Source organism: Streptomyces venezuelae (assembly GCF_008642355.1).
Taxonomy (GTDB): Bacteria; Actinomycetota; Actinomycetes; order Streptomycetales; family Streptomycetaceae; genus Streptomyces; species Streptomyces venezuelae_B.
Genome location: NZ_CP029193.1, coordinates 5,113,538 through 5,132,483, shown reverse-complemented (window position 1 = coordinate 5,132,483; position 18,946 = coordinate 5,113,538). Strand labels below are relative to the sequence as shown.

17 protein-coding genes are annotated in these 18,946 nt (G+C 71.8%); 6 read left to right on the top strand and 11 right to left on the bottom strand.

The window, feature by feature from the left end; genetic code table 11:
• Nucleotides 1–44: 44 nt before the first annotated feature.
• Both DEJ47_RS23905 and DEJ47_RS23900 read left to right on the top strand, forming a co-directional pair.
• The gene (locus DEJ47_RS23905) at nt 45–1,097 is read left to right on the top strand and encodes an NAD(P)-dependent alcohol dehydrogenase (RefSeq protein ID WP_150171474.1); all 1,053 of its coding nucleotides are present in this window, start codon (nt 45–47) and stop codon (nt 1,095–1,097) included.
• Nucleotides 1,098–1,228: 131 nt separating this feature from the next.
• Nucleotides 1,229–1,615, top strand: coding sequence for a VOC family protein (locus DEJ47_RS23900; RefSeq protein WP_150171472.1), 387 nt, complete (start codon nt 1,229–1,231; stop codon nt 1,613–1,615).
• 9 nt (nt 1,616–1,624) lie between these two features.
• On the opposite strand, the gene DEJ47_RS37665 is transcribed toward DEJ47_RS23900, so the two are convergent.
• Together DEJ47_RS37665 and DEJ47_RS23890 are read right to left on the bottom strand one after the other, a co-directional pair.
• Nucleotides 1,625–1,786, bottom strand: a complete 162-nt coding sequence (locus tag DEJ47_RS37665; protein WP_398335387.1) for a hypothetical protein — start codon at nt 1,784–1,786, stop codon at nt 1,625–1,627.
• A gap of 85 nt (nt 1,787–1,871) precedes the next feature.
• A complete protein-coding gene (locus DEJ47_RS23890; protein WP_223828737.1) occupies nt 1,872–5,219 on the bottom strand; it encodes a S8 family peptidase in 3,348 nt (1,115 codons plus the stop codon).
• A 257-nt stretch (nt 5,220–5,476) separates the two neighbouring features.
• Here DEJ47_RS23890 and DEJ47_RS23885 point away from each other — a divergent pair, with 257 nt between their 5' ends.
• Nucleotides 5,477–7,078: an InlB B-repeat-containing protein gene (locus tag DEJ47_RS23885; RefSeq protein WP_150171470.1), complete on the top strand. Its 1,602-nt coding sequence runs from the start codon at nt 5,477–5,479 to the stop codon at nt 7,076–7,078.
• A gap of 78 nt (nt 7,079–7,156) precedes the next feature.
• Here DEJ47_RS23885 and DEJ47_RS23880 read toward each other — a convergent pair whose 3' ends face one another.
• Both DEJ47_RS23880 and DEJ47_RS23875 read right to left on the bottom strand, forming a co-directional pair.
• Entirely contained in the window at nt 7,157–8,419 is a 1,263-nt protein-coding gene (locus tag DEJ47_RS23880; protein ID WP_150171468.1) for an Ig-like domain-containing protein, read from the bottom strand.
• A 267-nt stretch (nt 8,420–8,686) separates the two neighbouring features.
• Entirely contained in the window at nt 8,687–9,016 is a 330-nt protein-coding gene (locus DEJ47_RS23875) for a hypothetical protein (RefSeq protein ID WP_150171466.1), read from the bottom strand.
• A 110-nt stretch (nt 9,017–9,126) separates the two neighbouring features.
• Here DEJ47_RS23875 and DEJ47_RS23870 point away from each other — a divergent pair, with 110 nt between their 5' ends.
• A complete protein-coding gene (locus DEJ47_RS23870; protein ID WP_150171464.1) occupies nt 9,127–9,459 on the top strand; it encodes an LAETG motif-containing sortase-dependent surface protein in 333 nt (110 codons plus the stop codon).
• On the opposite strand, the gene DEJ47_RS23865 is transcribed toward DEJ47_RS23870, so the two are convergent.
• On the bottom strand, nt 9,453–9,974 hold the full coding sequence (locus DEJ47_RS23865; protein ID WP_150171462.1) for a MepB family protein: 522 nt from the start codon (nt 9,972–9,974) through the stop codon (nt 9,453–9,455). The two genes, DEJ47_RS23870 and DEJ47_RS23865, sit on opposite strands and share 7 nt — an antisense overlap.
• A gap of 53 nt (nt 9,975–10,027) precedes the next feature.
• Between DEJ47_RS23865 and DEJ47_RS23860 the strand changes: the two genes are divergently transcribed.
• Nucleotides 10,028–10,846 (top strand): inositol monophosphatase family protein, encoded by an 819-nt coding sequence (locus tag DEJ47_RS23860; RefSeq protein ID WP_150171461.1) that lies wholly within the window; start codon nt 10,028–10,030, stop codon nt 10,844–10,846.
• Between the two features lie 123 nt (nt 10,847–10,969).
• The gene (locus DEJ47_RS23855; RefSeq protein ID WP_150171459.1) at nt 10,970–11,743 is read left to right on the top strand and encodes a polysaccharide deacetylase family protein; all 774 of its coding nucleotides are present in this window, start codon (nt 10,970–10,972) and stop codon (nt 11,741–11,743) included.
• A 12-nt stretch (nt 11,744–11,755) separates the two neighbouring features.
• Here DEJ47_RS23855 and hutH read toward each other — a convergent pair whose 3' ends face one another.
• From hutH to DEJ47_RS23825, 6 genes are all read right to left on the bottom strand, one after another.
• Nucleotides 11,756–13,294 carry a histidine ammonia-lyase gene (gene hutH, locus DEJ47_RS23850; protein ID WP_398335929.1) on the bottom strand — a complete coding sequence of 513 codons (1,539 nt, stop codon included), beginning with the start codon at nt 13,292–13,294 and terminating at the stop codon, nt 11,756–11,758.
• Nucleotides 13,295–13,378: 84 nt separating this feature from the next.
• On the bottom strand, nt 13,379–14,257 hold the full coding sequence (locus tag DEJ47_RS23845; protein ID WP_150171457.1) for a hypothetical protein: 879 nt from the start codon (nt 14,255–14,257) through the stop codon (nt 13,379–13,381).
• Between the two features lie 108 nt (nt 14,258–14,365).
• Nucleotides 14,366–15,532, bottom strand: a complete 1,167-nt coding sequence (locus DEJ47_RS23840; protein WP_150171455.1) for a sensor domain-containing diguanylate cyclase — start codon at nt 15,530–15,532, stop codon at nt 14,366–14,368.
• A gap of 99 nt (nt 15,533–15,631) precedes the next feature.
• Nucleotides 15,632–16,429 carry an enoyl-CoA hydratase/isomerase family protein gene (locus DEJ47_RS23835; protein WP_150171454.1) on the bottom strand — a complete coding sequence of 266 codons (798 nt, stop codon included), beginning with the start codon at nt 16,427–16,429 and terminating at the stop codon, nt 15,632–15,634.
• A gap of 77 nt (nt 16,430–16,506) precedes the next feature.
• Nucleotides 16,507–17,706 (bottom strand): adenylate/guanylate cyclase domain-containing protein, encoded by a 1,200-nt coding sequence (locus DEJ47_RS23830; RefSeq protein ID WP_150171452.1) that lies wholly within the window; start codon nt 17,704–17,706, stop codon nt 16,507–16,509.
• 263 nt (nt 17,707–17,969) lie between these two features.
• On the bottom strand, nt 17,970–18,836 hold the full coding sequence (locus tag DEJ47_RS23825) for a biotin--[acetyl-CoA-carboxylase] ligase (RefSeq protein WP_150171450.1): 867 nt from the start codon (nt 18,834–18,836) through the stop codon (nt 17,970–17,972).
• Between the last annotated feature and the right edge of the window lie 110 nt (nt 18,837–18,946).

Genomic DNA, 18,946 nt, shown 5'->3' with positions numbered 1-18,946 from the left:
CGGGTGTCTGGGTGACATCGCAGGTCAGTGGCAGCCTCGATGGCATGACTGAGCAGATCACCACCGTTTCCGCCTACGCCGCTCCCGCCCCCGAGGCGCCCCTGGAGCGGACCACCGTGCCGCGCCGCGCCGTCGGCGAGTTCGACGTCCTGATCGACATCAAGTACGCCGGTATCTGCCACTCGGACATTCACCAGGCCCGCGACGGCTGGGGCGAGGGCATCTACCCGATGGTGCCCGGCCACGAGATCGCCGGTGTCGTCACCGAGGTCGGTCCCCGTGTCACCAAGTTCACCGTGGGTGACCGCGTCGGGGTCGGCTGCATGGTCGACTCCTGCCGCGCGTGCGAGAACTGCAAGGCGGGCCTGGAGCAGTACTGCGTGCGGGGCAACGTCCCGACGTACAACGGGATCGGCAAGGACGGCGAGCCGACGTACGGCGGTTACTCCACGCACATCGTCGTGGACGAGGCGTTCACCGTCCGCATCCCCGACGGGCTCTCGCTCGACGCGGCCGCGCCGCTGCTCTGCGCCGGCATCACCACGTACTCCCCGCTGCACCGCTGGCAGGCGGGCCCCGGCAAGAAGATCGCCGTCGTCGGTCTCGGCGGCCTCGGCCACATGGCCGTCAAGATCGCGCACGCCATGGGCGCGGAGGTCACCGTCCTCTCGCAGACCCTGCGCAAGAAGGACGACGGCCTGAAGCTGGGCGCCGACCACTACTACGCGACCAGTGACGACGCCACGTTCGAGCAGCTCGCCGGCTCCTTCGACCTGATCCTCTCGACGGTCTCCGCACCGCTGCCGCTGGACAAGTACCTGGGCCTGCTGCGCTCGGAGGGCGCCTTCGTGAACGTCGGCGCCCCGGAGGAGCCGGTTTCCCTCAACCTCTTCTCCGTCATCGGCGGCGGCAAGACCCTCGCCGGCTCCATGATCGGCGGCATTCAGGAGACCCAGGAGATGCTGGACTTCTGCGCGGCGCACGGGCTCGGCTCCGAGATCGAGCTGATCCGCGCCGACCAGATCAACGAGGCGTACGAGCGGGTCCTCGCCAGCGACGTGCGCTACCGCTTCGTGATCGACACGGCGACGATCTGACTCGTCCCCGGGCCCTAGGGCCTGTGGCGCACCACGGCGGGCCCGGCGACCGATGTGTCGCCGGGCCCGCCGGTCCTACCGTGGTCCCCGTACCGGACAACGGCAGGACCGGCAGACCGGGAGGTCGCACGATGTCGATCGAGCTCAACCACACCATCGTCACGGCACGGGACAAGAAGGCGTCCGCGCAGTTCCTCGCGGACATCCTCGGCCTGGAGGCGGGCCCCCAGTACGGGCCCTTCATTCCCGTGGAGATCCCCAACGGCGTGACCCTCGACTACTACGAAGGCGACGGCGGCCCGATCGTGCCGCAGCACTACGCATTCCTCGTCTCCGAGGACGAGTTCGACGAGATCTTCGGCCGCATCAAGAGTCGCGGCCTCCCCTACTGGGCCGACCCGTACCACCGCCAGGTCAACGAGATCAACACGAACGACGGCGGTCGAGGCGTCTACTGGGAGGACCCGGACGGCCACAACCTGGAGATCATCACGAGGCCGTACGGCGCCGAGGGCTGAGCCCGCGCGTCACTTCCGCGTCGGTCGGCTCTCCCGCGGGTCGGCCACGAGCCTGAAGCGTTCCAGGACGCACTGCGCCCCCACCACGGGCAACGGGTCGCCCGCGTGTTCGCAGTCGGCGACGAGGCCTGTCGTCGAGGTCTTGGTGCCGTCGAGGACCCCGCCCGGCACCGGCCGGTGAACCGACGAGACGCGGCACCGACGGGTGCCGGCGACACGTGGTCGCCGGTCCCTTCGGTGCCGCGTCAGGGCAGGACTACTTCGCGTAGAACGCGTTGTAGATCGACAGCGTCGACTTGTTGCCCTTCTTGTCCGCGATCTTGGCGTGGAACGAGATCGCCTTGTTCTTCGCGGGGTTCTTCACGGAGATCTTGCCGCCCGTGACCGTGACCTTCTTCCAGGTCTGGCCGTAGTCGTAGGAGACGTACACGGCGAGGGACTTGAGGTTCGAGCCCGCGGCCGCGCCCTGGACCGTCACCGGCACGGACTGCTTCTCGTCGGCCTTCACGCGGCTGCTCAGGTCGGTCTTCGCGCCGAACCGCACCGTGGAGACCGGCAGCTTCGCCTCGTCGGCCTTCTTGGAGCGGAAGCTGAAGCTCGCGTCGATGCGCGTGGAGGCCGCGCCCACCTTGACGCTGCGCTTCACGGACGTCGACAGCTTGTACGCGGCGTCGCCCGACGGCACCTTGAACGGCTTCTCGCCGGCCAGCGGGTCCGTGGTCTCACCGATCTGCGTGCCGTTGCGGGTCAGCGTCGTCTTCACCGACGTGTACAGCGAGTAGCCCGCGTGGGTCTGGCCGTCGGCGAAGACGGGCAGGTCGCCCACGATCTCGTTGCCGCGCCGGTAGACGCCGTAGACGCCGCCGACGCGCGGACCGAAGACGGCCGTGTTGAACGTCTTCTCGTACGTCGCGCCCGGCTTGAAGGTCTGCGGGGCGCCCAGCCTGTAGGCGGTCTCAAGGGTCGGCCAGCCCTCCGGGTCGGACGGGTTCGGCGGACCGTTCTGCTCGAACTCCAGGCCCCACTTGACCTTGTCGCCCGTCGACACGTACAGCCTGCGCTCGGCCGGCAGCTTCGTCGGGACCGAGACGGACCAGCCGCCGCTGACGTCGGGCAGCTCGGGGGCCGCGCTCAGCGTACCCGTCTTGCCGCTCGCGGCCGCGCCGAGCCCGACCTTGAGGGTGGCCAGGTCGGCCGCCTTGTAGTGCTTGGTGTAGCCGGTGGCGAGCTGCTTCACCTTGCCGCCGGAGGTGACGTTGTACTCGGTGTTGTCACCCTTGGTCCAGACGGCGGGCCACGACTGGCTGAGCGTGACGCCGGTCGGGGCGGCACCGATGGAGGCGGTGCGGAAGTTCTTGTACTCGTCCATCAGCCAGCCGAAGCCCGCGCTGAAGTCCGGCGTGTCGACGCTGTAGTCGGGTGCCGCGAGGACGCCCTTGAGGTCGGTCGCGGGCACGGTGACGTCGACCGGCTTGGCCGTCCGCGCGTCCACCGTCACCGTCAGGTTCTTGGTGACGTCCACCTTCGGCTGGGCGAGCCAGTCGATGCCCTTGCCGAGGTCCTCCAGGTCGACCGCGACGTTGGCGTCGAGGACGTAACTGCCCTTGGGCACACGGAGCTTGACGGTGCCGGACGGGTCGTACGAGCCGTGGTCGGTGCCCTTCGCGCTGCCGGTCAGGCCGACGAACGAGTCCATGTAGTGCTTCGTCGGCTGTCCGTCACGCCCGAGGTGCTTCACGGTGACGTCGTACGACTCCACCTCGCGGTCGACCGCGGCCGCGGTGCGCACGGACTGGCCGCCGCCCTCCGCCACGACGAACGCGGAGTACGCGCCGTCGACCGTGCCGCCGAGCTTGGAGTCGGCCGTCAGGTCCACGGAGGCGGTGCCGCCCGCGGGGACCGTGACCTTCTTCGCGCCGAGGGTGAAGAAACCGGCGGGGGCCGGACGGCCCTTCGGGTCGGTGGCGGACACCGTCAGGTCGAGGGTGACCTCGTCCTTGCCGAGGTTCTTGTAGGTGACCTTCTTGGTGACCGGCTTGTCGTCGGTGTGCGGCCACTGCTGCGTGCCGAAGCTCACCGACACCGGGTCGGCGATGACGGTCTGCTTGATGGCCTTGTCGACGGCGATACGTCCCGAACCCTGCTGGAACGCCGTGTACTTGCCGCCCTTGGTGGAGCCGGCGAGCGCGCCCTTCAGCTCCGTGTACTTCCAGTCCGGGTGCTGCTGCTTGAGCAGCGCGGCGGCGCCCGCGGCGTGCGGGGTCGCCATCGACGTACCGGAGATCGTCAGGTATCCCGGAGGGTTCTGGCCGACTTCCTTGTCGATGACCGAGCCGTCCGCTGCGGCGGCCGTGATGTCCACGCCGGGCGCGGTCACGTCGGGCTTGATCGCGCTGTCGCCGACCCGCGGGCCCTGGCTGGAGAAGTCCGCCAGCTTGTCGTTGTCGTCGACGGCGCCGACGGTGAGGGCGGTGTCCGCGCTGCCAGGGGAGCCGACCGAGCCGGGCTCGCCGTCGTTGCCCGCCGCGATCGCGAAGAGGATGCCCTTCTCCGCGGAGAGCTTGTCGACCTGCGCTTCGAGCGGGTCGACGCCGGGGGCGTCGGGGCCGCCGAGGCTCAGGTTGACGACGTCGGCACCCTGGGCGGCCGCCCAGTCCATGCCCGCGATGATGCCGGAGTCGTCGCCGTAGCCGTCGTCGTCGAGGACCTTGCCGTTGAGGACCTTGGCGCCGGGTGCGACGCCCTTGAACTTCCCGCCGGACTTGGCGCCGGTGCCGGCCGCGATGGACGCGACGTGCGTGCCGTGGCCGTAGCGGTCCTTGGCGTCGGCGGACTCCGTGAAGTTCTTCTCGGCGATCACCTGACCCTTGAGGTCGTCGTGCGTGGCGTCGACGCCGGTGTCCAGGACGGCGATCTTGACGCCCTTGCCGTCGTACCCGGCGGCCCACGCCTTGTCGGCGCCGATCTGCTTCACGCTCTTGTCGAGGCTCGCCTTGCGGACGCCGTCGAACCAGACGTGAGCGATCCCGGACGCCGCGCCGCGGTCGGTGCCGTCGCCGTTGGTGAGGGCGGCCCACAGGTCGCCCGCGTCCCGCTTCGGCGTGCTGAGCGCGTCGGCGTTCAGCGCCTTCAGGCTCCTGCGGACGGTGGTGTCACCGGCGCCGCGCACCTCGGCCTTCGCCGCGGCGGCCGAGCCCTTGTAGCCGACGATGACCTTGAGGGCCTTCTTCTGCGCCGCACGGTTGCGCTTCTTGTTCAGCTCCGTGACGTCGAAAAGGCGCTGGTCGAGGGTGCCGTCGGCGATCAGGCGCCGCGCGTCGGCGGGTATCAGCAGCGTGTGTCCGCCGCTGCGCCGCACCTGTACGGGTATGTGTTCCCGGCCCTTGGCGCGGTCGATGCCGACCACGCGTCCTTCGGCGTCGAGGACGGCGCGGTCACCGGTGATCAGCGTGACGCGGTCCTTGCCCGCGCCCTTGCCGAGCCCGCCCCCTGCCGTGGCCGACTGTCCCGCGGTCGCCGGGTCCGCCGCCGCGGGGCTGGTCATGCCCGCGGCGAGGGCCACGGCGACCGCCGCGGCGATACTGGCCCCGCACGCTCTCTTCACTTGTCTGTGCAAGTCTCCCCCTGGAGGTTAAGGGGCTACGGCCCCTCGGACCTCGAAGTATGCCGAGGGGCGAACACGTGCTCAATAGCGGGACAGAAGTACAGAGTTGAGGCTGTCCTAAATTCATGACGCCTTAACGGCAATTGGCCGGATCCGGCCAATTCGGACGCGGCCGTGTGAGTGCCGCGGCCGCGCGCTCGGGTGACGTACCCGGGCCCGCGATTGCCGCCCACCCCCGCAGTGGAACGACAAGCGCCATGATCCCGACGCCCTCCTCGCGCCCCCGCGGCTCGATCCGGCTGGCCTGCCTCTGTGCCGCCGCCCTCACCCTGTCCACGGCCGCCGCGGTGGCCGAACCCCACCCGTCGGACCCACGCCCCTCGGACCCGCGCCCCGCCGCGCACGGGAAGGACGTCCTGCGGGAGCGCACCGTCGCCCTCGACGTCGCCGACTACCAGTGGCTGTGCGCGTCCGGCGGCTTCGGCCGGGCCCCCGAGCACGCCCTCGACCTCTTCCGCGGCGTACGGATCACCCTCGTCCAGGACGGCCGCTCGGCGAACGGGGACACCATCACGTGGTTCGGCCACGTGAAGGGGGCGCCGGACCAGCAGGCGGTGATCTCGGCGAGCCACGTGTGCCGGCCCGCGAAGGGCACCCGCCCCGCCGTGGAGACCCGCCCCCTCCGCCCCGAGCCCGTCGTCGACGCCATGATCGACCTCGGCACCCGCACGTACCACCTCACCACCCTGTCCGACGGCGACCGCCCGCGCCTGCGGATCACGGAGGAGGACCCCGGCGCGCGCCGCCGCCCCGCGGCCGACAACGGCGCCCTCGACGACCGCGCGGCCCGCGACCTGCACGACTCCCTCACCCACCGCGCCCCGGCCGATCCGGCGAACCCCGTCGTCATCGACGTCCTCGCCGGGTACACGCCACCCGCGGTACGGCGGGTGGGCGGGGAGCAGGCGATGGCGGCGCGCATCGGGATGGCCGAGTCCTACATGAACCAGGCCCTCGCGGACAGCGACATCGCGGCGAGGATCGACATCGTCGAGACGTACGACACCGGGTACAGCGGCGACCAGACGGCCGCCGAGATGCTGGAGAAGCTCTCCGACCCGCAGGACCGCGAGCTGGGCGCGACCGCGCACCGCAAACGCGAGGAGCTCGGCGTCGACCTGGTCACCGTGGTCAACGACGTCCCCGTCGGCTCGTCGGGCCAGGCCAGCCTCCCCACGAAGGGCCAGTTCGACGACGAGCTGGCGTACTCGGCCGTCGACGTCGAGTCCCTCACCAAGTGGTACAACCTCGGCCACGAACTCGGCCACAACCTGGGCCTGTTCCACGACCGCGCCACGCTCGAACGGCAGGCGGGGCCGGAGGGCTACCGCGAGTACCTGAACTCCCCCAGCGGCACCGGATGGATCACCCCGCGCCGCGACCACCACACCGTGATGGCGTACGCGCACAGCTGCGGGCAGCCCTGCAAGCCCGTCAACCAGTACTCGAACACCGAGAACACCATCGAGGGCCAGCCCCTCGGCGACGAGAACAACGACAACGCCGCGCTGGCCCGGAGGTCCGCTCCCGTCGTGGCGGGCTACCGCACGCTGAAGGCGACCCGCGCCCGGCACCGGCTCACGCTCGCCGCGAGCCCGAACGGCACGGTCCGCCCCGCCGTCCACGGGCCCTACACCCCCGGCACCACGGTGGGCCTCACGGCGAAGCCCGCCGCCGGCTACCGCGTCAGCGCCTGGATCGTCGACGGCAGGCGCCACGAGATCACGGACGAGAACGTGACGATGACGATGGACCGGCCGTACGAGGTCAGCGCGGTCTTCACGCCGGCCGCGGCGTGAGAGCCGGACGCGGAAGCGGCCCGCGCCCCACAAGGGGGTGCGGGCCGCTTCCGTGCGACGTGGCGCGGGAACCGCGGGTCAGAGCGCCGAACCGGCCTTCCACTGCGCCCAGTCCATGTTCCAGCCGTTGAGACCGTTGTCCGGAGCGATGGTCTTGTCGCCGGTGTTGCGGACGTCGACGACGTCACCGGTGATCGAGTTCTCGTAGAACCAGGAGCCCGGCGTGCTCTTGTCGTTCGCACCCTTGGCGTCCTGGAGGCCGATGCAGCCGTGGCTGGTGTTGGCGCCGCCGAAGATGGACGGCGAGCCCCAGTAGTTGCCGTGGATGAACGTGCCGGAGCTCGACAGGCGCATGGCGTGCGGGACGTCCTTGATGTCGTACTCGCCCTTGCCGTCGCCGTCCTTGAAGCCGACGGTCGCGCCGTCCATCCGGGTCTCCTTGAACTTCTCGGAGATCACCATCTTGCCGTTGTACGTCTTGTTCTCGGGCGAGCCCGCGGAGATCGGGATGGTCTTGACGACCTTGCCGTCCCGGGTCACCTTCATCTGCTTCGTCTTGGCGTCGACGATGGAGACCTGGTTGCGGCCGATCTTGAACTGGACGGTCTTCTGCTGCACGCCGTAGACCCCGTCGGCGCCCTCGACGCCGTCGAGGTTCAGCTTCAGGGTGACCGTGGAGTTGCCCTGCCAGTACTTCTCGGGCCGGAAGTCGAGGCGGTTCGCGCCGAACCAGTGGCCGACGATCTCCTGTCCGCTGCTGGACGAGACCTTGACGGCGGACTGGACTTCCTTCTTGTTCGTGATCGCCTTGTCGAAGTTGATCGACACGGGCATGCCCACGCCGACGGTGGAGCCGTCCTCGGGCGTGAAGTTGCCGATGAAGCTGTTGGCCTTCGAGACCGTCGTGAACGCCGAGTTCTCGTGCGCCTTGCGGCCCTCGGAGTCCTTGGCGGTCGCCGAGATCCGGTACTTCGTGGCGCGCTCCAGCTGGGCACTGGGCTTCCAGCTCTTCTTGTCCGCGGATATCTCGCCGGCGACGGCGGTGCCGTCGTCGGACTTCATCGTCACGTCCGTGAGCGTTCCCTCGCTCACCGTGACAGCGGCCGCGCTGTTGATGCTTGCGTTGTCGGAGCCGTTCTTGGGCGCGATCTTGATCTGGGCGGCAGAGGTCTTCTTCGCCGCCGCCTCGTCGACCTGGTTCTGCGACTCCTTGCCGCCCGAAGCCTTGTCGCCGTCGTCGCTGCTGCATGCCGAGAGCACGAGCACGCCGCTCACCAGAGCGGACACGGCCGCGGCGCTCCTGCGCCCACGTCCGAGCCTACGAGGCCTACTGTCCGTCATCACACGCATCTCCATAGTTGCCGAATCCCAGAATCAACCCCGAGAGTCCCCCGTAATCCCGCATAACGTCCTGCCCGGTTCGTCCCGTTCCACTACCGCGAAGAGTGTGGGGAACACCACGTTCCCGGTACTGGAATTGTCTCCCGTCCCCCCTCGGGCTCCCGTCGCCCCCTCGGGCCGGGGAGGCGGACCGTGCGGGGTGAGACGACGGAACCCCGGGCGGCGGTTGCTGCCCGGGGTTCCCGATTCCGCATTCTTCAATCCGGACTACAAGTCGTCGTCCTCGTCATCATCCTCGTCCGGGTCCCACTCCGGTGCGTCGGGGTCGTAGTCGACCGACTCGCTGCTCCACGAAGCCTGGGTGAGCTCGGTGCCCGGCACCTGGCTGACCAGGTCGAAGGGGTCCACGAGGTAGGCGAGTGCCTCGGCGACGTCCTCCTGGACCGCGGTCTCGGCGTGCGCCCGCTCCTCGGCGGGCATCTGCTCGTCCCCGGCGATGTGGCCGAGGGCGGCGGCGGTCAGCTTCTCCGCGTCACCCACCTCGACGACCATTTCAACCTTGAGCCGTACAAACCGTGATGTCTCGTCTCCAGTCATACGACGGAGGGTACGGCCCCCGGACCTCGCGACTTTCCCGCGACCCGCACCTTTCATTAGCATCGCCCCACACGGCCAATTCGCCAGCGCCACAAGGGGGATCCGATTCCGTGTCCGCACGCCGATCACTGCTGACCACCGCCGCCGCCGGAGCCCTCCTCGGCGCCCTGTGCTTCGTCCCCTCCGCCAACGCGACGTCGCCCGCGACCCACGAGGCCCCCCGGAACGAGAACGCCGCCTCCCAGCACACGACCGCATCCGGGACCACGTCCGAGACCGCTTCGGAGACGACCACCGAGGCCTCCGACCGCCTCGCGGAGACGGGCGGCTTCGACACGACCCCCTACGTCGTCGGGGGCACCGCGTTCCTGAGCCTCGGCGCGGGATTCGTCGCCTTCTCGGCCCGCAGAGAGCGCACGAGCGGCGGCAAGGTCTCCTACTGAGCCGTGCGCCGGTAGAGCCCCTGGGCGCGGGCCAGGTCCACGGGCTCGCGCAACGGCAGGAAGAACTCCACCTGCCACGACTGTGCCTTCTCCGCCTGGCGGTTGGCGGTGGTCACCCAGGGCGGATAGACCCGGAAGGCGCGCTTCCCGCCGGAGCCGTTCGTCGCCACGACACCCTGCGCGCGCAGCGCCTCCCGGGGGAAGACGAACTGGCCGAAGTGGCCCTGGTCGCGGCTGCCGATGACGAAGAGGTCGATGGGGTCCGTGTCGTCGAAGGGCTGGATGGGCCCGGCGGCGGACCTCTTCCAGACGGTGACGAACTGGCCGGGCTTCGTCGGCGTGGTCCTGGCCTCGCGGTAACGGACGCGCGCCCCGTCGAGGGTGAGTGCGTGGGCGGCGTAGTCGGCGCCCTCCGGCTCGGGCCGCGGCTGTGACCAGGTGAATCCGCAGGGGTCGTAGACGAGTGCCTTCGCCGTCATGAGGTCGGACGGCGGGTGCGGCCGGTTCGCTGTCATCCGGCCACCCTGTCACGGGGAGTGGCCGCGCCCCGGGTCGCTACGCTGCGGCGATGATCACCACAGAGACGTGTCCCGGTGACACGGATGTCGCGGTCGCCGCGGCACGTGCCGGGGCGGATGTCGTACGGGGCCTGTACGGCCGACGGCTCGCCCGCATCGACAAGGGCGCGGGCGACTTCGCCACCGAGGCCGACGTGGCGGCCGAGCAGGCGATCCTCGACGTCATACGGGCGGCGCGGCCGGACGACACCGTGCTCGGCGAGGAGGGCGGGCGGCGCGGCGCCGCCGACGCCGCGCGCGAGTGGCTGGTGGACCCGCTGTGCGGAACCCTGAACTACGCCGTCGGCACCATGCTCGTCGCCGTCAACGTGGCGCTGCGCGACACGGCGGCGGGGGTGACGGCGGCGGTGGCGGACCCGTTCGGCGGCGAGGTGTTCCACACGGACGGGACGTCCGCGTGGGTGCGGGACGGCGGGGCCGACGCGCCGCTGGTCCCCTCCCCCGGCACCCGGCTCGTCGACGTCAACCTCGACCCGCCCTTCCCGAGCGCGCCCGGCTTCCGCGGCGTGGACCTGCTGGCCCACCCGGAGTTCGCCGCGCGGTTCCGGCCGCGGGTCGTGTCGACGTCGCTGGCGCTCGCCTGGGTCGCGGCGGGCCGGCGTGCCGCGTACGTCACCGACGGCGGGGACCTGTCGGGGAGCGTGCACTTCGCGGCCGGTATCGCCCTGTGCCGGGCGGCGGGCTGCGTGGTCACCGGAGTTGACGGCGCGGCACCCGGTGAGGGCGGACGCGGGCTCGTGGCGGCGGCCGACGCGGAGACCCACGAGCTGCTGATGTCGATGATCGGTCTCCGGCGGGATTGTCAGTGATCTCCTGCGGAATTGTCCGTGATCCGTAACAGACGCATCCTCTCGCCTCCCTGACTCGTCCTGCCGGGTGGCCGCACGGCGGCGACCGGGGGAAACGACGAGGATCTGGTGAGAGGGGCGGGCATGGCACGGCACAGCGGCGGGCGGGGCTGGTACGGCAGGTTGATCGGGGCGGCACTCGGGGTGACGATGCTCGCCACCGGCGCTTCCGTGTGGACCGCGCAGGCCGGTGACGTGGACGACGCGCCGCCGGAGGCCACCGCGCCCGCCGACCCGGGCCAGAACGTGAAGCCGGTGTCGAGGACCATCGCGCACGCCTCGGAGCAGGGCAAGCGCGGCATCAACATCACCATCGACGACGGCCCCGACCCCAAGTGGACCCCTCAGATGCTCGACCTGCTGCGGCAGAACGGGGTCAAGGCCACGTTCTGCATGGTGGGGACGCAGGCGCAGGCCCACCCCGACGTCGTGAAGAAGGTCGTCGCGGACGGGCACCGCCTCTGCGACCACTCGATCTCGCACAACACCGGCATGGACAAGGAGTCCAACGCCTACCAGGCGAAGCAGATCCTCGACGCCGAACGCATGATCACCAAGGCGTCCGGCGGCGTCCGCCCCATGTACTACCGCGCGCCCGGCGGCGCGTTCACCCCGTACAGCCGCAAGCTCGCCGCCGACCGCGGCATGCGCCCGCTGGGCTGGAACGTCGACACCAAGGACTTCGAGCTGCCGGGCACGGACGCCATCGTCGCGACCGTCGAGCGTGAGCTGCCGGGCGGTCCGACGCTCCTCTTCCACGACGCGGGCGGCGACCGCACCCAGACCGTCGAGGCCCTGCGCCGGCTGCTCCCCCGGCTGAAGGCGCAGGGCTACACCTTCGGTTTCCCGGTCCGGTAGACGGCCCTCGCGCTAGGCCAGCGGCCCCGTCACCGGCTCGACCGCCGTCACCAGCTCGCCCGACCTGACGAACGCGTCCGCCGCCGCCAGGTCCGGCGCGAGGAAACGATCCGGCCCGGGACCCTCCACGCCCGCCTTGCGGACGGCCTCGATGACCGCCTGCGTCGCCGGTGCGGGGGTGAGGCCCTCGCGGAGTTCGACGGCGCGCGTGGCGGCGTACAGCTCGATCGCCACGATGCGGGTGAGGTTGTCGACGGCGGTGCGCAGCTTGCGGGCCGCGGACCAGCCCATGGAGACGTGGTCCTCCTGCATGGCGGAGGACGGGATGGAGTCGGCGGAGGCCGGGACGGCGAGCCGCTTCATCTCGCTGACCAGCGCGGCCTGCGTGTACTGGGCGATCATGAGGCCCGAGTCGACACCCGCGTCGTCCGCGAGGAACGGCGGCAGGCCGTGCGAGCGGTTCTTGTCGAGCAGCCGGTCGGTGCGGCGCTCGGCGATCGAGCCGAGGTCGGCCGCAGCGATCGCGAGGAAGTCCAGGACGTACGCGACCGGGGCCCCGTGGAAGTTGCCGTTGGACTCGACCCGGCCGTCGGGAAGCACGACGGGGTTGTCGACGGCAGCGGCCAGCTCGCGCTCGGCGACGAGCCGCGCGTGGGCCATCGTGTCCCGGCCCGCGCCCGCGACCTGCGGCGCGCACCGCACGGAGTACGCGTCCTGGACGCGCGGCGCGTCGTCCTGGTGGTGGCCGGTGAGGCCCGAACCGGCGAGCACCGCCAGCATGTTGGCCGCGGAGGCGGCCTGGCCCGGGTGCGGGCGGATGGCGTGCAGCTCGGGCGCGAGGACCTTGTCCGTGCCGAGCAGCGCCTCCAGCGTGAGGGCCGCGGTGATGTCGGCCGACTTGTAGAGCGTCTCCAGGTCGGCGAGGGCCATCACGAGCATGCCGAGCATGCCGTCGGTGCCGTTCAGGAGGGCGAGGCCCTCCTTCTCGCGCAGCTCGACCGGCGTGATGCCGTGCGCGGCGAGCAGTTCGCCGGCGGGCCGCACCTCCCCGTCGGGGCCCTCGGCGTCGCCCTCGCCCATGAGCGTCAGCGCGCAGTGGCTGAGCGGCGCGAGGTCGCCGGAGCAGCCGAGGGAGCCGTACTCGTGGACGACGGGCGTGATGCCCGCGTTGAGCACGTCGGCCATGGTCTGCGCGACCTCGGGGCGTACGCCGGTGTGGCCGGAGCAGACCGTCTTGAGCCGCAGGAACATCAGCGCGCGCACCACTTCGCGCTCCACCCGCGGGCCCATGCCGGCCGCGTGCGAGCGAACGATGTTGCGCTGCAGCTGGGCGCGGAGGTCCGGGCCGATGTGGCGGGTGGCCAGGGCGCCGAAGCCGGTCGAGACGCCGTAGACGGGCTCGGGCTTGGCCGCGAGCGCGTCGACGATCTCGCGGGCGGCGGCGAGGGCCGCCAGCGCGTCGGCGGTGAGTTCGATCCGTGCGTTGCCGCGCGCGACGGCGATGACGTCCGCCGCGGTCGTCCCGGAGGTCCCAAGGGCCACGGTGCCCACGCTGTGCATATCCATATTCAGCAGCGTACGGACTGAATCGCCAGGTGTCACGGGTGGAATCGACGGGAGCCACTTACCGCGAGGTCAGCCTCGTCCCAGCGCCCCGCGGAACGTCATGCCGTAGCGGGTGCGGAGCCTGCGGATCTCCCACACGGACAGCGCGGTCACCGAGACCGGCGCCCCGAGCATGAACGCGTGGAGCACGGCGGGAGGCGCGGCCACCGCGGCGTCGTCGAAGTACTGCAGGACCGCGAGGCCCCACAGCAGCACGGGTGAGAGGACGGGAGGCAGGAGCTCGTGGATCGCCCCGGCGCGGAAGCAGCTGTTCACCGCGTACACGAGCAGCGCGATCGTGTAGAGCAGGCCGACCAGGACGCCGACGAGGGCGGCGAGTCCGGCGGCGAAGGAGAGCAGGTGGTAGAAGAGGACCTCCAGGAACGCGCCCTGGTTGTCGGTGAGCCCGAGGCCCTCGCGCAGCACGTACCAGCAGAGCCACACCACGCCCGCGCCTGCCGCGAGCGCGAGGAGCGTGCCGAGCGGCTGGACGGCGCGGCGCAGGTAGACGCGGCGCAGCGAGGCGTCGGCGAGGCCGATGAAGAGCGTGGCGGCGACGAGGATCGCGACGACCGCGAGGCCCGCGGCGACGAGGAGGTCCTCGACCTTGCCCATGACGAACTCCTCGCGCCCCTGACGCAGCGGGTAGGCGAAGACGAGCCACACGGTCGCGCCGAGCCCGAGGAGCGTACGTCCGGACTGCAGGGCGGTGATGGTGCGGTCCTCGACGGCGCCGGGCCGGTCGGGGCTGCCGAAGCGTCGGGCGAGGTTGAGCGGCTGGGAAGCGGCACCGCGGACACCGCGGGCGGGCCGGGGGTGCGGCGGGTCGTACGGGGCCGGGGTGCCGTTGTACGCCGCCGGATCCCCGTCGTACGTCGCGTACCCGTGGCCATGGTGCTGATCGCTCAACGTCCGCTCCCCCGTGCGGGCTTCAGCGGTCCCGCGTACCGCGCGGCCCGGCTCGGAGCGGGCGCGGCACACCCTAACTGATCATGCTCATGGCGCCGAAAGCCGCCGTCAGCCGCCGGTGGGCCGCGGCCCCCGCCCCCGGAACGCGCGCCGCTCCCCCGTCCGAGGGTCCCCCGCGGGCGCGTCCGCGAGCCGGACCACCGGGTCGTCCACGCCCTCGCGCCCCGCCACCACCGGCTTCGCCGCGCGCGCGGCCTTGGCCCGGTACTGCGCCGCGTCGGCGAGCCGGAAGAGGCGGCGGGCCGAGCGCACCGCGCCGATCGGGTCCCCGGTCGACGCGACCCCGCACGCCACCCCGTCGCCGAGCTCCAACTCGTACGCTCGTACGCAGAGTTCGTCCGCCACCCGTACCACCTCGTCGGCGGTGGGGCCGACCGCGACGAGGCAGAACTCGTCGCCGCCGAGGCGGGCCGCGAGCGTCCCCGGCAGCATCGCGCCGCAGAGCGAGAGGACCGACCCGAAGCGTTCGAGGAGGCGGTCGCCGACCGCGTGGCCACGGGTGTCGTTGACCCGCTTGAGCCCGTTGACGTCGCACACGACCAGGCTCACCACGGCGCCTTCGGCGAGGTGCCGCTCCACCGCCTCGTCGAGGCGCAGGTCGACCGCGCGGCGGTTCGCGAGCCCCGTGAGCGCGTCCGTGAAGGCGAGGCGGCGCGCCTCCTCCAGGCGCTCGGTCTGCGCGATCCCGGCGGCCACCACCGCGGTGAGGACCGTCGCGAAGTCCGCGTCGGCCCGCTCGAAGACGGGCTCGCCCGGGGGCCGCGCCACGTACAGCTCGCCCCACGCCCGCCCGTGCAGCACGACCGGGGCGACCACGCAGCAGCCGCGGCCCCGACGGCGCAGAGCGGCGACGCGCTGGTGGCAGTAGCCGGGCTCACGGGCGTCGGCGGGGCCCTCGGCGGTCTCGACCCAGGCGTGCGGTTCGCCGCCGCCCGCCCAGTGCTCGTGCAGGAACTCGGTGATCTCCGGGAACTGGTGGACGGGGTACGCCTCGTTCTCCGGGAACTCCTCCTCGCCGTGGACGCGTCGCCCGGCGTTCACGAGGACCCGCAGCCGGCCCATGTCCCGCTCCCACACGGACAGCGCGGCGAAGCTCCCGCTGAGCGCGCGGCAGGTGCCGAGAGCGGCCGCCCGCCAGGACTCGCGCGGAGTGTGCGCGGCGGCCATTCCCTGCGCCAGCTCGACCACGGCCCGCAGCCGGACATCCTCTCCCATTTCCCCAGATTAGGAGGTTTGCCGCATTTTGGAAGGTCGAGACATGACAGAACGTGAGCGCGGCGGGGCTGTCCCCCCCGCGGCTCCGCCACCCGCCCGCTACACGCCGGGCCACTGCGGCTTCCGCTTCTCGTTGAAGGCCGCGACGCCCTCCGCGCGGTCGGCGGAGAACGCCACCGTCCGCCACGCCGCGTCCTCGACCTCCAGGCCCGCCCGCAGATCGAGGCCGTGTCCGAGGCGCAGGGCACGCTTGGCCGCGCGCAGGCCGACCGGCGAGTTGGCGGCGATGCGGGCGCCGAGCGCCAGCGCCTCCGTACGGGCCTCACCCTCCGCCACCAGCAGGTCCACCAGGCCCAACTCCCTTGCCTCCGCCGCCTCCACGCGGCGCGCGGAGAAGATCAGCTCGGCGGCGCGGGCGGCGCCCACGCGGCGCGGCAGGAGCTGAGTACCGCCACCGCCGGGGATGACACCGACGGACACCTCGGGAAGTCCCACGACCGCGGTCCCGTCCGCGACGATGATGTCGCAGGAGAGCGCGAGCTCGAACCCGCCGCCGAGTGCGAAGCCGTGCACCGCGGCGACGGTGGGCATCGGCAGGTCGAGGACGCCGGTGTACGAGGCGCGGGTCGTGGGGCGCTGGCGGCGCAGCTCGTCGTCGCTGAAGGAGTTCCGCTCCTTCAGGTCGGCGCCCACGCAGAACGCCCGCTCGTGGGTGGAGGTCAGGACGACGACGCGGGCGTCGGAGTCCTCGGACAGGGCGGCGCAGGCGGCGGCGATGGAGCGGGCCATCTCCGAGGAGACGGCGTTCATCGCCTCGGGACGGTCCAGGACGAGCTCGACGACGTGGCCGTGCCGTCTGACCGCCACGTACTCCCCGTACCGCTGCTCGTCACCCATGACGCTCCTCCACCTCCGGTTAACGACCGTTACCCCGGGATCATGTCACCGGGCCGGTCCGGGAGGGAAGGGACTCCTCAGCCTCTCCGCGCCAGGAGCCAGGGCTCGACGACGCCGAGACCGCGGACCGGACGCTGCCACATGGGCTGGAGCGCGAAACGGTACGAGGGGGGCTCCTCGCCCTCCTTCTCCGCCGCGGCGGCCTCCTCCGCGGCCTGCGTCTCGGAGGCGGGCGCGTCGCCCGTGCGGGTCAGCTCCTCCGCGAACGCGCCGTCCACGAGGACCGCGTCCCGCGGCGCTATCGACGTGAGGCGGCTCGCGAGGTTCACGGTCGTGCCGAAGACGTCGCCCATGCGGGTCGTCACGGTGCCGAAGGCGATGCCGACGCGGAGCTCCGGCATCGTCTCGTCGTTGGCCATCGTCTCGATGAGACGGAGGGCGATCTCCGCTGCCACGCCCGCGTCGTCCGCGGCGTAGAGGACTTCGTCGCCGAGGGTCTTGATGAGCCGTCCGCCGTGCGCGGCGACGAGGTCCGCCGCGGTCGTCTCGAAGGCCTCGACGAGCTCGCCGAGCTCCTCCTCCTCCATGCGCCGGGTCAGCCGGGTGAACCCGACGAGGTCGGCGAAACCGACGGCGAGGCGCCGGTCCACCATCTCCTCGTCGTCCGCGGCCTGCACGACGCGGCCGGTGGCGGCGGCGAGCTGGCGGCGCCACACGTAGACGAGGAACTCCTCCAGCTCGGGCAGGAGCAGCTCGATCAGCGGGTACGTGACCTCGGTCCGCGTCATGCCCGGCTCGGGAGGCTCGGTGAGCCCCTCCAGGAAGGAGTCGATCTGCCACTCGGCGAGGCGGGCGGTGGTCTGGCCCGTGGACCGGGCCACCTGTACGGCCATGGCCTCGCTCAGCAGGCCCGCCTCGACGAGGCCCGCGAGGCGGCGCAGGGCGAGTACGTCCGCCTCGGTGAGGGCCTTGGCCTGGCCGATGTCCGGGAAGCCCATGGCCCGCCAGAAGCGGGACGCCAGCTCCATGGAGACGCCCGCGCTGCGGGCGGCCTGGAAGGGGGTGTAGCGGCGGTCGGCGCCGAGGATGAGCTGTTCGAGGCGGAGCGCGAGCGGGTCCTTCGCCGCGTCGTCCTCGCTCTTCTCGTCCACGTCGGACACTTCGGGCACGCCGAAGCCGTCCTTCCCGCGGCCGGCCACGGGACCCGGGGTACGGCCGTCCCCGCCGTCCGGGGCGGGGTGCTCGCCCTCGCCCGATCCCGTGTCGTCGACGGTCACGCCTGCTGCCCTTCCGATCTGCCGCGGTCAGGTATCGACCGGCGCCAACTTTACGGCAGGTGTGCCGCAGCTCACTCCCGACTCCCGGGACGCGCTTCTTGACGACGGGGGTATCGGTCACCCTGCGCCGCGCGGGCCGCCTTCGCATCCGCCGCGGGTGCCCTTCGGGCGGGTGCGGGTGCCCTTCGGGCGGGTGCGGGTCCGTCGTGGCCGGTCGCGCAGTGCCCCGCGCCCCCAAGAGCGTGCCCCTTGTCCCGTACCCCTCAGGGGGTCGCCGGGCGGAGGTGGACGATGTCGCCCGCGCCCACCGGTTCCTGGACGCCCTCCTGCGTGGCCAGGATCAGGCGGCCGTCGGCGTCCACCGCCACCGCTTCGCCCGCCACCGCGCGGTTGCCGGGGAGTTCCGCTCGGACCCGGCGGCCCAGGGTCGCGCAGCCCGCCGCGTAGGTCTCCTGGAGGCGGGAGGCCGTCGGGTCGCCGTCCGCGTCGCGCCACGAGGTGTACCAGTGCTCAAGGGAGCGGAGTACGGACCGGAGCAGCGGGTCCCGGTCCGTGACCTTCGCGCCGGCCAGGGCGAGCGAACCCGCCGTCGGCACGGGCAGCTCGTCCTCGCGCAGGGTCACGTTGAGGCCGATGCCGATGACGATGCCGCCGCCGGACGCGGAGCCCGCTCGCTCCGCGAGGATGCCGCCCGCCTTCCGTTCCTGGTCACCGACCGTTACCAAGAGGTCGTTCGGCCACTTGAGTGCCGTGTCGACGCCGGCGACACGGGAGAGGCCCGTCGCCACCGCGACGCCCGCGAGGAGGGGGAGCCAGCCCCACCGTTCGACCGGCACCTCCGCCGGTTTGAGCAGCACGGAGAAGAACAGGCCCGAGCGCGCGGGCGCGGACCAGCGGCGGTCGAGGCGGCCGCGCGCCGCGCTCTGCTCCTCGGCGACCAGGACCGCCCCCTCGGGGAGCTCGTCCGCGCGCGCCGCGAGGTCGGAGTTGGTGGAGCCGGTGACGGGCACCACGTCCAGGGAGGACCACAGGCCGCCGTCCCTGAGGAGGGTCCGACGGAGCGAGGCCGCGTTGAGCGGCGGCCTGTCGAGGTCGGACCAGCGGTTGTCTTCAGCATCTGACGGCGTCATGCAAGCCACCTTAGGTGTGGTAAACGCCGCACTGCCGAACGGTATCGGCGCCGATACGCTACGGACCAGTAGCCAGCCGCACAGCCGTAGACAAGCACCTTTGAGCAGGC